This is a genomic window from Burkholderia sp. Bp8991 (assembly GCF_003853795.1).
Classification (GTDB): domain Bacteria; phylum Pseudomonadota; class Gammaproteobacteria; order Burkholderiales; family Burkholderiaceae; genus Burkholderia.
In genome coordinates, this window is sequence record NZ_QTQJ01000006.1 from 111,338 (window position 1) to 125,709 (window position 14,372).

Annotated in this window: 12 protein-coding genes; 3 read left to right on the plus strand and 9 right to left on the minus strand. The window is 65.8% G+C overall.

Going from position 1 to position 14,372, the window contains the following annotated elements:
- Nucleotides 1-29: 29 nt before the first annotated feature.
- The 3 genes from DIE02_RS09055 to DIE02_RS09065 all read left to right on the plus strand — a co-directional run bounded on the left by DIE02_RS09055 (nucleotide 30) and on the right by DIE02_RS09065 (nucleotide 4,954).
- Entirely contained in the window at nucleotides 30-2,717 is a 2,688-nt protein-coding gene (locus DIE02_RS09055; protein WP_124486921.1) for a type VI secretion system Vgr family protein, read from the plus strand.
- On the plus strand, nucleotides 2,710-3,690 hold the full coding sequence (locus DIE02_RS09060) for a hypothetical protein (RefSeq protein WP_044844515.1): 981 nt from the start codon (nucleotides 2,710-2,712) through the stop codon (nucleotides 3,688-3,690). The genes DIE02_RS09055 and DIE02_RS09060 overlap by 8 nt, the downstream gene beginning before the upstream one ends.
- A 79-nt stretch (nucleotides 3,691-3,769) precedes the next feature.
- Entirely contained in the window at nucleotides 3,770-4,954 is a 1,185-nt protein-coding gene (locus tag DIE02_RS09065) for a glycosyl hydrolase (protein ID WP_124486920.1), read from the plus strand.
- Nucleotides 4,955-5,076: 122 nt separating this feature from the next.
- On the opposite strand, the gene DIE02_RS09070 is transcribed toward DIE02_RS09065, so the two are convergent.
- The 9 genes from DIE02_RS09070 to recA all read right to left on the minus strand — a co-directional run bounded on the left by DIE02_RS09070 (nucleotide 5,077) and on the right by recA (nucleotide 14,238).
- Entirely contained in the window at nucleotides 5,077-5,427 is a 351-nt protein-coding gene (locus tag DIE02_RS09070) for a TonB family protein (RefSeq protein ID WP_124487000.1), read from the minus strand.
- Nucleotides 5,428-5,843: 416 nt separating this feature from the next.
- Nucleotides 5,844-7,622, minus strand: a complete 1,779-nt coding sequence (locus tag DIE02_RS09075) for a Wzy polymerase domain-containing protein (RefSeq protein ID WP_124486919.1) — start codon at nucleotides 7,620-7,622, stop codon at nucleotides 5,844-5,846.
- A gap of 171 nt (nucleotides 7,623-7,793) precedes the next feature.
- The gene (locus DIE02_RS09080; protein WP_044844519.1) at nucleotides 7,794-8,390 is read right to left on the minus strand and encodes a pilin; all 597 of its coding nucleotides are present in this window, start codon (nucleotides 8,388-8,390) and stop codon (nucleotides 7,794-7,796) included.
- Between the two features lie 97 nt (nucleotides 8,391-8,487).
- On the minus strand, nucleotides 8,488-9,192 hold the full coding sequence (locus tag DIE02_RS09085) for a TerC family protein (RefSeq protein ID WP_044844520.1): 705 nt from the start codon (nucleotides 9,190-9,192) through the stop codon (nucleotides 8,488-8,490).
- A gap of 166 nt (nucleotides 9,193-9,358) precedes the next feature.
- Nucleotides 9,359-10,240 carry a succinate--CoA ligase subunit alpha gene (gene sucD / locus DIE02_RS09090; RefSeq protein ID WP_006477916.1) on the minus strand — a complete coding sequence of 294 codons (882 nt, stop codon included), beginning with the start codon at nucleotides 10,238-10,240 and terminating at the stop codon, nucleotides 9,359-9,361.
- A 68-nt stretch (nucleotides 10,241-10,308) separates the two neighbouring features.
- Complete coding sequence (gene sucC / locus DIE02_RS09095) at nucleotides 10,309-11,475, minus strand: ADP-forming succinate--CoA ligase subunit beta (RefSeq protein ID WP_006755512.1); 1,167 nt, start codon at nucleotides 11,473-11,475, stop codon at nucleotides 10,309-10,311.
- A 68-nt stretch (nucleotides 11,476-11,543) separates the two neighbouring features.
- Nucleotides 11,544-12,152: a DUF2889 domain-containing protein gene (locus DIE02_RS09100; protein WP_124486918.1), complete on the minus strand. Its 609-nt coding sequence runs from the start codon at nucleotides 12,150-12,152 to the stop codon at nucleotides 11,544-11,546.
- A 146-nt stretch (nucleotides 12,153-12,298) separates the two neighbouring features.
- A complete protein-coding gene (recX, locus tag DIE02_RS09105; protein ID WP_124486917.1) occupies nucleotides 12,299-13,168 on the minus strand; it encodes a recombination regulator RecX in 870 nt (289 codons plus the stop codon).
- Nucleotides 13,168-14,238, minus strand: coding sequence for a recombinase RecA (recA, locus tag DIE02_RS09110; RefSeq protein WP_044844523.1), 1,071 nt, complete (start codon nucleotides 14,236-14,238; stop codon nucleotides 13,168-13,170). Before recA ends, recX begins: the two co-directional genes overlap by 1 nt.
- Nucleotides 14,239-14,372: the final 134 nt, after the last annotated feature.

A 14,372-nucleotide genomic window follows, 5' to 3' on the forward strand; every position in this document is an offset into this window, starting at 1 on the left:
ACCCAGCACAAAAAAAGCGAGCACGGGTGATGAATTCGCAAGCATTGAGAAACGCACGGCTGGCCGGGCCGATCCAGGACGAACGACTCGTCCAGCTAGAGACGCCGCTCGGCCCTGACGTCCTGCTGCCCCATCGCGTCAAGGGACGCTCCCGGCTCGGGCGTCATTTCGAGTTCACCGTCGACGCCGTGTCGGTGTCCGACGACATCGAACTCAAGAAGCTGATCGCGCAGCCCGTCACGCTGCGGATCCAGCAGGCCGACAAGTCGTACGCTCCGCACCACGGGTATGTGCATGCTGCCCGCCGGCTCGGGTCGGACAGCGGCCTCACGCACTACCAGATCGTCTTCGCGTCGTTCCTGCACTTCCTGAAGTTCCGCCGCGACCAGCGCATCTGGCAGGACAAACCCGCCGACGAGATCATCGCCGACGTCCTGAACCAGCACCCGCAAGCCAGGGGCTGCTTCGACTTCAGGCTCTACCAGCCGCTGCCGTCCCGCTCGTTCTGCATGCAATACGAGGACGACTGGAACTTCGTGCACCGCCTGCTGGAATCGGAAGGCCTGTACGGTTTCTGGGAGCAGGCGCAAGACGGCAAGTCGCACACGCTCGTCGTCGTCGACCGGATCGACGCGCTGCCCGCGCTGTCGCCGCCGACCGTGCGCTTTCATCACGCCGGCGCACGCGACGAGGCCGACACGCTCGTCCAGTTCTCCGGCACGCGCACGCTGCGCAGCGTCGAGCGTACGACGCGCACGTTCGACTACAAGCAGCCGCCCACCGCGTCGAATCCGAAGGCGACTCATCTGCCGACGATCGCGAACCAGGGCGACCTGCCGCAGCAGCTCGAAGTCTACGAATACACCGGCGCCTACACGTACCCCGAACAGTCTCGCGGCGACCATCTGTCGAAGCTCTGGATGGAGCAGCAGGAGTCGCTTGCGAAGCGTTTTCACGGCATCGGCGGCGTCCGGCGCATGGATGCGGGACGCACGTTCGAGCTCGCCGATCACCCCGAACACGACAAGGACGACGCGGGCCAGCGCCGCTTCGCGGTGATCGAGACGGCCTGGCTGATCGCCAACAACCTGCCCGTCGCCGACCGACAGGCCGGGTTCCCGCACAGCCTGCAGGCCGACATCGGCGAGCTCGTGCGGGCCGGCGGTGCGGACCTGTCGTACGTCCGGCATCCGGACGGCAGCGAGGGTATTTTCCAGGTCAGCATCGAGGCGCAGCGCACGACGGTGCCGTTCCGCAGCCCATTCGAGCACGCGAAACCGCCGATGCATCTGCAATCCGCGATCGTCGTCGCACCGCAGGGCGAAGAAGTCCACACCGACGCGCTCAACCGGGTCAAGGTCCGATTCCATTGGGATCGCCTGAACGACGGCGACGAGAAGGCGTCGTGCTGGCTGCGTGCCACGGCATCGGATTCCGGAAACGGCTATGGCGCCGTTCATCCGCATCGCAGCGGCGAGGAAGTGCTGGTCGACTTCCTCGGCGGCGACTGCGATCGTCCGATCATCGTCGGCAAGGTCTACAACGGTGCGACGAGCCCGCAATGGCACAGCAACGGCATCCTGTCCGGTTACCGGTCGAAGGAATATGCGGGTGCCGGCTACAACCAGCTGGTGCTCGACGACGCGACGTCGCAGAACCGCGTACACCTGTACAGCAGCCAGGCCAACACGCACCTGCACCTGGGCTACCTGATCGACCACACGGGCAACGATCGCGGCGGCTATCTCGGCAGCGGCTTCGACCTGCGCTCGGATGCATACGGCGCGGTGCGCGCGAACCGCGGGCTGTACGTCACGACGCACCCGAAGCAGCCGGCAAGCCAGCCGCTCGACGTGAAGGAAACGCAACAGCAGCTCGTCCGCGCGGAAGGCCTGATGGAAACGATGTCGGAGGTCAGCGCGCAGCATCAGGGGGAGTCGCTCGACCCCGGCCACACGGCGCTGAAGCAGTTCAGCGATGCGACGCAGAACAGCGTGAGCGGCAGCACCGCGGGCGGCAGGACCGCCGGCGGCGGCACCGGCACGGCCAACGCGTTCAAGGAGCCCGTGATGCTGTTCGGCAGCCCGGCCGGCATCGCGCTGTCGACGCAGCAGTCCGTGCAGTTCGCCGCGGACCGGCACGTCAACCTCGTCAGCGGACAAAGCACGCACGTCGCGGCCGGCAAGTCGCTGATCGCGAGCGTCCTCGACCGGATCAGCCTGTTCGCGCAGAACGCAGGCATGAAGCTGTTCGCCGGCAAGGGCAAGGTGGAAATCCAGGCGCAGGCGGACAACATCGAACTGACCGCGCAGAAGGCGCTGAAACTGGTGGCGGCCACGCAGTCGATCGAAGGCGCGGCAGCGAAAGAAATCCTGCTGACTTCCGGCGGCGCCTACATCCGCATCGCGGACGGCAACATCGAGGTGCACGCGCCCGGCAAGATCGACATCAAGGGTGCGCAGCACCTGTTCAACGGCCCCACGCACCTGTCGCAAACCATGCCGACGCTGCCGAACTCGAGCGGCAACTACGACCAGGCGTTCATCGCGCACTGGGCCGGCACCGACATTCCGGTCGCGAATACGCGATACCAGATGTTCTCGAACGGCACGCTGATCTCGGAAGGCGTCACCAACGCGGCAGGCGAGACCGGGCTCACGCAGAGCCACGTGCCGCACGACGTCGTCGTCAAGTTCTTGGGGAAATCGAATGGCTGACGTGCAACAGAAGGACAACGTGCTGGGTACCGGCGCGGGGATGCTGACGCCGACGGGGTACAAGGATCGGCCGAAGGTGGCGATCAATATCTGCGACAAGCATGTGACGCCGGCGGCGGATTCCATCGTTGGTACTTGCCCGTTCTACTACCTGCCGCTTCACGGCGAATACTGGGAAACGGTAGAGAAGGTCAGCGTGTCGAGCGCATGGGAGACCGTGAAGAAATTCGCAACGTCATGGGATCCGTGGAAAGACAAGAAAGTCGTCCATGAACTGCTGCATCGGCGAGAGGAACTGATCAAACCGAAAAGCACCGATTCGGACTGGTCCCGCCACGGTAATTTCATGATGCGCCATATCGGGTGCGGGCATAAGCCGCCCGATTACTATGTGAGTTACGGCTACTACTATTGCTCGGATTACGGCGCCAATCTCTATCCCGCCCTCACGATAAAAGGAAAGAAATGGCTGGATAACGCGCGCTGGTGGCTTCAGAAATACATCGAGATCGGGCTGTATCAGAACATGCAGGGAAACCAGATCGCATTCAATAGCGCGAAACCGGGAAACGGCAAGCTCTCGATGCAGGTGAAGCGATACGAACTGGAACTGGACAAGGGCGGAGATACGTTCAAGACCTTCGCCTTTGTCACTCACCCATTGGCGTATCTGGACGGAGGGCTGGCCGGCCTGCCGGTCTCGGATCTCATCAAGATCGGCAGGCGGCCGAACATCGAGGAATGGGCCGACGGGCGCACGCGCAAACAGGCAATCGACGCGGGCATTCCCGTCGCCAAGGCAAAGGCGCGCGAATGGAGCAAGGACGCGGTCGACAAAGCCCGCGAGTGGGGCTCGGACGCCACCGACAAGGCGCGCGAGTGGGGTTCGGACGCCGCCGACAAGGCACGCGAGTGGGGTTCGGATGCGGCCGACGAAGTTAATCGCGCGCTCGAACGTTTGCTGAAAAAGTGACATGCGAAAACACAAGCGCTGGAAATGGATCGCCGGTGGCCTCGTTGCCCTGGCCATTGCAACATACGGGTACGTAAATATGACGACGGGCTGGGAGACGATTTCGACAAGCTTCATGCGGGACGACGCGCCGTATGGCGGCGGCAACTTCCGCATCAAGGGCAACGACGTGATGAGCGTCAAGCTCGCCAATCCCGAAGTGACGTTCAAGCCGCAGGCCGAATCGAACGAGCCGCAGCGGCCCGAGCCGACCGAAGCATGGATGAACGACACCGGCGAGTTGCTGAACCGCATGACGATCAGCTTCTTCCGCGGCACGATCGACGGCGGGATGAAGCGCCATTTCCAGCAGGTTGGCCAGGAGGCCGCCTGGTGGTACTCGCCGGACTGGACCGTTCAGTTCATCAGCACGTCATGGATGAACTACAAGGCTCCCGAGGCGCACGGCGGCGACGCGCCGCAAACCACCAGGCTGTGGAAATCGAGCAATGGCGGCCAGACATGGTCGCAACTTCAATGGCCCGAAAACCGGAACATCGGCCGCCTGCTCTTTCTCGATCCGCAGCGTGGCTACGCGGCCGGCTGGGGCCCCCGCATATGGCGGACCGCGGACGGCGGAAACACGTGGCAGGCGATCGACGTGCCGGCCGATGCCCACAGCGGCAGCGACACGCGCCAGGATTTCAATGCAATCAGCCTCGGCCCGGACGGGGTTCTGCGGATCGCCTACTACGTCGCACAGACTGCCGAAGCGCCGGGTCACAGCGTGGTCGATCGGCTCGACTGGGGGCAGCACGCATTCGTGACGGATACCGTGCTGCCAGGCCAGGTCGTCACTGCGCTCGACACCACGCCACCCACGCCGGGATCAGGGTCACGTTATTCGTTGTACACGCTGTCGCATCTCGACAAGCCGCAAAACGGCGAGGGTCCCGACAACGGCCGCCGGACGGGCGCCATTTCCACGTGGACGAACGACCATCCCGAGGCCGTGCAGCAACTGCGCACGTTCGACGAGAAGCTCACGCTCGACAGCATGAGCATCGGTCGCAACGGCCTCCTGCTCGTCTATGCGACCGATCCGAACTCCGGAAGCGGCGGCACCGGCGGCGGCGCACCGGTCGACCTGACGTTCAGCAGCACCGACGCCGGCAAATCGTGGAATAAAACGACCGACAAGACCGCACAGGGCGGCTACTTCGACGCGCAGACCAACACGCTGTACTGGCTGCATGCCTATACGCTGAAGAAACGGACCTTCTGAAGCGCGCACCGGAAGCCTCGGTGGCCGGCCCTCGCTGCGGCTGCGCAATCGCGAGCCGCAGCGAACTGTCTCGCGTACGACGGCCCTGGCCGCACACGCATCAGCGGCCACGGTGCCTCGCGTCACTCGCCGCGACGCGGCTCGAACACGAACGGTTGCGTGAGCAGGAACGGATTCGCGGTGGCGCCGGTCTGCGCGCAGGTCGCATGCGTCATCGCGTCGACGGCCGCGCGGTCTGCCGCGGCATTGCGGCTGCTGGTCGTCACGGTGACGTTCTGGGCTTCGCCCGAGGTCGTCATCAGCGCGCGCACGAGCACGGTGACGGGACGCGTGAGCGGCTTCGCGCCATCCGGGTAGACGGCGCGCGGAATGCGGCAGGTCAGCTTGCTTTCCTGCGACGACGACAGCATCGCGCAGCCGGAAAGCAGCACGGCGACGGCAGGCAGGATCAGGATGGTCGAGCGAAGAGCCATGGTCGAATATCGTTCTTGAGTACTGTTGCGGACGATTGCCGCGCCGGCCGACATCGTCCGGCCGCATCGCGTGCATCGCCCCGCGCCGCGGCCATCGGACCGGCGCCCCGTTGCGGCCGCACGACCGACGGTTGCCCGGTCGCGATCCTGCTGCGCGGGTTCCCGGAGATCCGGGGGCAGCGTTCGTGCCGGCAACCCGCTCCGGGCGGCCATGCACGCGAACGCTTTCGCGCATTGTGCACGCGCCGCCTCGCGCGTGGCGGCGATTTGACAATGGTTGACGCGAATCGCGCCGTATCCGGCCGGCATCCATTCTTCGCGGGAAGCAATCGCCGCACCGTCCCGGGCCGCCATCGCTCCCCTGCTCCACCGCAATCCGACCGACGCCGGGATTCCCCGCCCGGCGCCGCGCGGCGTCACTCCGAATCGTCGTCCGAGTCGTCGTCGTCCGCGTCGGCCGGGACTTCTCCGTACTTCGCGACCACCGCCGCCTTGAACGCCTTCAGCGCCGGCTGCTGGTCGCACAGCTTGTACAGCAACCCAAGCTGCTGCGGCCAATCCTTCAACTCCTTCGCGAACACATGCAGGCGCGCAACCGTATCGAGCGCGTCGGCGTCGCGGCCGGCCAGCGCCTGCAGCGCCGCATAGCGGCGCAGCACCGTCTCGCCGGGCAGCAGCGCGATCGCGCGCTCGTGCGCGACGAGCTTGAGCGGCAGGTTGTCCGGCGAAATCGTCAGCAGCGTGGCCGCGCCGTAATCGCCCCACGCGCCGAACAGCAGCGACGGCGCGTCGCGGTACTGCGCGGCCGGTTCGCTGCCGTAGTACAGCACTTCCGCGCGCTGGTAGTCGCGCAGCACGGGCACTGCCGCCAGCACGCCGCCGACCGACAGCACCGCGAACAACCCGAACGCCACGCGGCCCGGCAGGATACGCAGCGGCTTCACGTCGAGCAGGCCGATCACGAACATCGCCGGCAGCAGGAAGAACATGTATTGCTGCGGATATTCGACGAGCGCATGCATCAGCAGGATGCCGATCAGCGCGAGGCCGAACACGCGCGTGCTCGACTGCGGCGCGCGCACCGCGCGCACGAACCATGTGACGAGCGCGACGACGAGCACGCCGAGGCCGACGAGGCCGGACTTCGCGAGCAGGTCGATGAAGATGTCGTGCGAGTTGTTCGCGATCTCGACACCGCCGAGCGTACGCACGAGCGCGAACTGATGCGACGGGAATTCGCCCCAGCCGACGCCGAGCAACGGATGCTCGCGGAACATCGCAAGCCCGTACTTCCACAGCGCGAGGCGCGGCGCGATCTGCCCCGCGTCGCGCATCCGGTCGGCCGCCGACTCGGCGAGCCCCAGGTGGAAGTGCACGTTGGCCCAGCGCACCGCGACGTTCACCGCGACGAAGATCACCGCGAGCGCGACCGGCATCAGCCATGCGCGGCGGTTGCCCGGCGCGCGGCGCGACTCGAGCCATGCCATCCAGAAACCCGCGACGACCAGCACCGCGACCTGCAGCCACGGGCCGCGCGACACCGTCAGCGCGAGCCCGACCGACAGCGCGATCGACAGCGCGAGCCACGCCCATGCCGCGAGCCGGCGCGTCTGCGCCAGATACAGCGCGCCCGCGAGCGCGAACGCGATGTAGGTCGCCAGGTGGTTCGCCTGCGCCATGTTGCCGTACGGGCGGCGATCGACCGCGATGTTGTACACGACGACGAACGGCGACACCGCGGACTCGAGATGGAACAGCTGAACGATCTGGCTCGCGACCGCGAACACCCCGCCGACGAGCAGCGCGCCGGACATCATTCGCGCGACGGCTTCGGCGAGCCCCTCGCGCGCGAGCGTGTAGCCGGCCTGCATCGCGACCAGCGCGGCGGCCAGATAGCCGACCGCCAGCCAGTTCATCGACGGCACCTTCAGCGGCATCAGCGCGACCTGCGCGATCAGCACCGCCGCGAACCCGAGCGGCGCGACGAACGCGGCCGGCGCGGCGAACGGCTCGGCCGGGCGGCCCGTGCGCGCGAGCAGGACGACGGAGAGCCCCACCAGCAGATACAGCACCAGCGCGGCAAATTCTGAATAGAAGGTTGGAATCGGATACGTGTGATTCGTGATCGAGTACGGCACGATCAGGGCGACAGCCAGCGCAACGAGCGGCAACGAACGGGAAAAAGTAGAAGGCATGAGCGAACCGGATGTCAGCAACCGGCGCACTATACAAAACTTTCCCCGCTCTGTGCGGGCCCGTCGCACCGTCACCCGACGCGGCGCGACCGGTGCGACCGGCGCAACCCGCCGGCACGGCGGGCGCCGTGCCGTGCACGCGGCCCCGCACTGGCCGGCATGCCCCCGCCCCTACGCGCGGCATTCCGCCGGCGCATATTTCGCGGGCAACGTCGCGGCCTCCGCCGGTAGCGGGCCCGCTCCCGGCGCCGGGAGCGACGACGCAGCCTTGCCGGCGGCAAAGCACTCCCATGCGATCGCCCCGGCCTGCATCGTGCCCTTTTTCAGCGGTACGCGCGCGGTCGGCGTATCGGCCTTGTCCGGCGCGGACGGCACCAGGACGAGCGTATTCGCGCCGGCCGCGGCGACGCGGGCGGTAAACGCCACCGTGATCTGGCCCGTGTCGCCGTCGATGACGACGGATTCGACGTTGCGGGTGGCGGCCGGCGGGCTATAGCCGCCGTCGAGGCCCGCGCCGCTCGCGGCATTGTCGGCGACCGCGAGCCGCGCGGACGACGCGAGCGCGAGCCCCTCGCCGACGCGCGAGCGCGCGAGGTAATCCTGGTACGCGGGAATCGCATAGGCCGCGATCACGCCAACGATCGCGAGCACGATCATCAGCTCGATCAGCGTGAAGCCGGCCGGCCGCCAGCGCGGCGCCGGCCGGCGCGCGCGCCGCAGATCGGCGGCGATGCGACGGAACAGGGAAACGGAAAAGGCTTCGAACATGACTGGCTCCGGAAACGAAAAACGCCTGCCGGATCAGGCAGGCGTTTCGATCGTAGCCAGCGGGCCGCGGCCCCGGCAGTCGGCCGGACGGCCAACGTCAATGCGCGCGCGGGACGCCGCGGCGGCGCCGGAGCGCGTAACCCGCGGTGACGACGAACAGCGCGCCGGCGATGCTCGCGCCGTAGATCGCGGCCTGCGTATCGAGTACCGGCCAGCGGTCGCCGACCGGGTCGTGCACCATCAGCCCGCCGGCGATCCAGCCCAGCAGCCCGGCGCCCAGCGCGACGACGACCGGAAAGCGGTCGAGCAGCTTCAGCACCAGCGTGCTGCCCCACACGATGATCGGCACGCTGACGACGAGCCCGAAGATCACCAGCGCCAGCCGGTGCGACGGATCGGCCTGCTCGGCCGCGCCGGCGATCGCGATCACGTTGTCGAGGCTCATCACGGCGTCGGCGATAACGATCGTCTTCACCGCGTCCCACAGCCGGTCGGCCGGCTTCACGTTGTCGTGCGCATCGGCGTCCGGCGCCATCAGCTTGACGCCGATCCACAGCAGCAGCAGGCCGCCGCCGAACTTCAGGAACGGCACGTCGAGCAGCACGACCGCGAATGCGATCAGCGCGACCCGCAGCAGGATCGCGCCGGCCGTGCCCCACACGACGCCGCGCAGCCGCTGGTTGGCGGGCAGGTTGCGGCATGCGAGCGCGATCACGACCGCGTTGTCGCCGCCGAGGAGAATGTCGATGATGACGATCTGAAACACCGCGCCCCAGTGGAGCGACGTCAGGAATTCAAGCATGAGCAGTATCGGGTGATCGGGTGCGGGGCAACGGCTGTCGAACAGGCGGCCCGGGTCAATGCCGGAACATGCATCGCGCAGCCCCGGGGCTTACAAATTCATTGCGCGAGCATAACAAAAAACGCCGGCGAAGCCGGCGTTTTTTGCAGGATGAACCACGCGGAAATTACAGCGCCTTCTTCAGCAGGCGACCCATTTCCGACGGGTTGCGCGTGACGGTGATGCCGCACGCTTCCATGATTTCCAGCTTCGCTTCGGCCGTATCCGCACCGCCCGAGATCAGCGCGCCGGCGTGGCCCATGCGCTTGCCCGGAGGCGCCGTGACGCCAGCGATGAAGCCGACGACCGGCTTCTTCATGTTGTCCTTGATCCACTCGGCGGCATTGGCTTCGTCCGGACCGCCAATTTCGCCGATCATCACGACCGCATCCGTATCCGGATCGTCGTTGAACATCTTCATCACGTCGATGTGCTTCAGACCGTTGATCGGGTCGCCGCCGATACCGACTGCCGACGACTGGCCGAGGCCCAGTGCCGTCAGCTGCGCAACCGCTTCATACGTCAGCGTGCCCGAACGCGACACGACGCCGATGCGGCCCTTGCGGTGGATGTGACCCGGCATGATGCCGATCTTCAGTTCGTCCGGCGTGATCGTGCCCGGGCAGTTCGGCCCGAGCAGCAGCGTCTTGCGGCCTTCGCGACGCATGCGGTCCTTCACTTCGATCATGTCGCGAACCGGAATGCCTTCCGTGATGCAGATCGCGAGATCGAGGTCGGCTTCGACCGCTTCCCAGATCGCAGCAGCAGCACCTGCCGGCGGAACGTAGATGACCGACACGGTCGCGCCGGTTTCGGCCTTCGCTTCCTTGACGCTCGCGTAGATCGGAATGCCTTCGAAATCTTCGCCGGCCTTCTTCGGGTTCACGCCCGCGACGAATGCTTCGCGGCCGTTTGCGTATTCACGGCAGGCGCGCGTGTGGAATTGACCGGTCTTGCCGGTAATGCCCTGCGTGATGACCTTCGTGTCCTTGTTGATCAGAATCGACATGTATTTTGACCTCTGTTCGATTGGCGTCGCGTGCAAACCGCGCCGCCATACCTATTCATTGAGCGCGCTTACTTGCCTGCGGCAGCCGCGACAACCTTCTGCGCAGCCTCTTCCATGCTGTCAGCCGAGATGATCGGCAGGCCCGAATCGGCCAGCATCTTCTTGCCGAGGTCTTCGTTCGTGCCCTTCATGCGCACGACGAGCGGCACGTTCAGGTTCACGGCCTTCGAACCGGCGATCACGCCTTCCGCGATCACGTCGCAGCGCATGATGCCGCCGAAGATGTTCACGAGGATCGCCTTCAGGTCCGGGTTCTTCAGCATCAGCTTGAACGCTTCCGTGACCTTCTCGGTCGTCGCGCCACCGCCGACGTCCAGGAAGTTCGCCGGCTCGCCGCCGAACAGCTTGATCGTGTCCATCGTCGCCATCGCGAGGCCTGCGCCGTTCACGAGACAGCCGATGTTGCCGTCGAGCGAGATGTATGCGAGGTCGAACTTCGACGCTTCGATTTCAGCCGGATCTTCTTCGTCCAGGTCGCGGTACGCGACGATTTCCGGGTGACGGAACAGCGCGTTCGAGTCGAAGTTGAACTTCGCGTCGAGTGCGATGACCTTGCCGTCGCCGGAGACGTTCAGCGGGTTGATTTCAGCCAGCGATGCGTCGGTTTCCCAGAATGCCTTGTACAGGCCTTGCAGGATCGCGCGTGCTTGCGGAATCGAAGCGGCCGGCACGCCGATCTTCGCGGCGAGGTCGTCGGCCTGGGCGTCCAGCAGGCCCGTCGACGGCTCGACGATGACCTTGTGGATCAGTTCCGGGTGCTTTTCGGCAACTTCCTCGATGTCCATGCCGCCTTCGCTCGAACCCATCAGCACGATCTTCTGCGAGATGCGGTCGACGACGAGGCTGACATACAGTTCCTGCTTGATGTCGGCGCCTTCTTCGATCATCAGGCGGTTGACCTTCTGGCCTTCCGGACCGGTCTGGTGCGTGACGAGCTGCATGCCGAGGATCTGGTTCGCGTATTCGCGGACCTGCTCGATCGACTTCGCCACCTTCACGCCACCGCCCTTGCCACGGCCACCCGCGTGAATCTGAGCCTTCACGACCCAAACCGGGCCGCCGAGCTCTTCTGCCACCTTGACGGCCTCGTCAACCGAGAACGCCGGCTTGCCGCGCGGTACCGCGACTCCGAATTTCCGCAGGATTTCCTTACCCTGGTACTCGTGAATCTTCATGCGTGATTCCCTTCAGTCTGAGAGTTGGATGAAATGTCGCTTAAGACGCTTCTTCGAATGATTTCCGTTCATTCCTTCGTGCTGCCCTCACCGGGCAGATCCGGCCGAAGCGCGCCGTACCACCGCGGGTAGTACTGCCGCACGACCTCGCCGTCGAACCGCAATGCCCGGCAGCGGCCGAGCTGGAAAGGCGGCTCGACGTGCTCGCCGTCATGGTCCGGCCCTTCGCCGCCCTCTTCGCGCACGTTCCACACGTCACCGGCGAACGCCTGGATCGCTGCCGTCGGCAGCACGGCGCACAGTTCGGTCAGATGGGAACAGCCCGCGACGCCGGCGAGCAGCCGGTTCGCGTTGCGGCGGAAATTGCGGAAGAGGTTGAGCCCGATGAGGGCCCGATAGGCGGGAGGGGCGGATTGACAGTGACCGGGATAGGGAACCCACTCCGAAGACGCTTCGGCGTCGACGACATTGAGGTCACGATCGATGGTCACGCGCAGCCAGAGTTCGTGGATCGGCAGGCCCTGGGGCCGGATGCCCGACGCAAGCGCGACATCGCGCGGCTTGTGGTCGGTCAGGCAGGCTTCGATGTCCCACAAGCCGTCGTCGCGCTCGTAGGCTTCCGCTCGGATTGCGCGTCGATGTCGCAACTGACGGGGCACGGGCTCGGATAGCGGCATGCTGGAGGTTGAGGCCGAAGAGGAAAACCCGTGGATTTTAGCATATTGGGTATTTGAGGCATCCGGCCGCGACGGCGGGTATTCCCGCCTGTCCGGAAACGGTTGCATTGCAGCAAAATCGCGCGCAGCGCGCGCGACCGAAGCGGTCAGTCGTCGATCGGGAAATCGTCGCCGACCTTCAGCAACTTCACGATGGTCGCGCTCGAAAAGCCGCGCGCGGCAAGGAAGCGCGCCTGCTTCGCGCGCTCGGCGGGCGTTTGCGGCAGTGCACCGAATTTCTTGCGCCAGACGGCCTGCGCGCGGGTCCACTCGGTCTCGCGCAACTGCGCATTCACTTCCTCGACGAGGTTGTCGCCGACCGCATGGCGCTTCAGTTCGCTGACGATGCGTGCGACGCCGACGCGCGATGCGCGGCGATGCACGAGGCTCTCGGCAAAGCGTGCATCGGACAGCCAGCCTTCCTGTTCCAGCGCATCGAGCACCGGCTCGACCGATTCGTCCTCGCCGACGTACGGCGCGAGCTTGCGCGCGAGTTCGGCGCGGCTGTATTCGCGCCGTGACAGATAGCCGAGTGCGCGGCCCTTCAGCGAACGTGGCGGTTTCGACGACTTGCGCCCGGTGGCGCCGGCCTCGTCGCCGGAAGCAGCGCTGCCTGAACCGCCGGCCGCACGGCGTGTGCGACGCGGATGCTGGCTGCTGCGCGTATACACATCTTCCTTGACCGACGCCGCCGCATCGGCTGCGCGCTCGCCCGGGAAGCCGACACCGGACACGCGACGGCGCGACCGGTCGTGCGCGTCGAACGATTCGTCGTCGTCGAACGGATCGACCGGTGCGGTGATCTCAAACGAAACGAGGGCATCGTCGGATGCCCTCGTCGCGGTGCGGTGCGCGGACTGACTGCCCGCGCCCCGCCGGTCGGCACCCGAGGATGCGGCTCGCCGGCCGGAGCGGCCCGCCGTGTCGGGCGCGTCGCTCGGGTCCGGTTCGCCAGCGTGACCTCGGCGCCCGACCATCACTCTTCTTCGTCCATCGCCTCGGCTTCGTCGACTACGCCATCGGGCATCGCGGCAACGCCGAGCGACTCGCGAATGCGGTTTTCGATCTCGCGGGCGATTTCCGGGTTCTCGCGCAGGAATTCACGCGCGTTGTCCTTGCCCTGGCCGATCTTCTCGCCGTTGTAGCTGTACCAGGCGCCGGCCTTGTCGACGATCTTCGCCTGCACGCCGAGATCGATGATCTCGCCCTGGCGCGAAATGCCTTCGCCGTACAGGATGTCGAAGATCGCTTCGCGGAACGGCGGCGACACCTTGTTCTTGACGACCTTCACGCGGGTTTCGTTGCCGATCACCTCGTCGTTCTTCTTGATCGAGCCGATCCGGCGGATATCCAGACGCACCGACGAGTAGAACTTCAGCGCGTTGCCGCCCGTCGTGGTTTCCGGGTTGCCGAACATCACGCCGATCTTCATCCGGATCTGGTTGATGAAGATCACGAGGCAGTTCGTGCGCTTGATCGTGCCGGTCAGCTTGCGCAGCGCCTGCGACATCAGGCGAGCCTGCAGGCCCGGCAGCGAATCGCCCATCTCGCCTTCGATTTCCGCCTTCGGCACGAGCGCCGCGACCGAGTCGATGACGATCATGTCGATCGAGCCCGAGCGCACCAGCGCGTCGGTGATTTCGAGCGCCTGCTCGCCGGTGTCCGGCTGCGAGATCAGCAGCTCCGGCACGTTCACGCCGAGCTTCGCTGCATATTGGACGTCGAGCGCGTGCTCGGCGTCGATGAACGCTGCGGTGCCGCCCAGCTTCTGCAGCTCGGCGATGACCTGCAGCGTGAGCGTGGTTTTACCCGACGATTCCGGACCGTAGATCTCGACCACCCGGCCGCGCGGCAGACCGCCGACGCCGAGCGCGATATCGAGACCCAGCGAGCCCGTGGAGACGACCTGGATGTCTTCGGCCGCTTCGCCGTCGCCCATCCGCATGATCGACCCTTTGCCGAACTGCTTCTCGATCTGCGCGAGTGCGGCCGCCAGCGCCTTGCTCTTCTCGGCGGTCATCCCGGAGCCCTTCTTGCTATCTTCCATGAATCGTCCTTTGCTATGATGAGCAGCGTCTGTCAGAGGCGCGCCCGCTTTCAAGCGCTGCCCACGAATGCAGACACTGTATAAAAAAACAGTGTTTTATGCAAGCCCGCAATGCAGGCTGCGTTGTACACGGA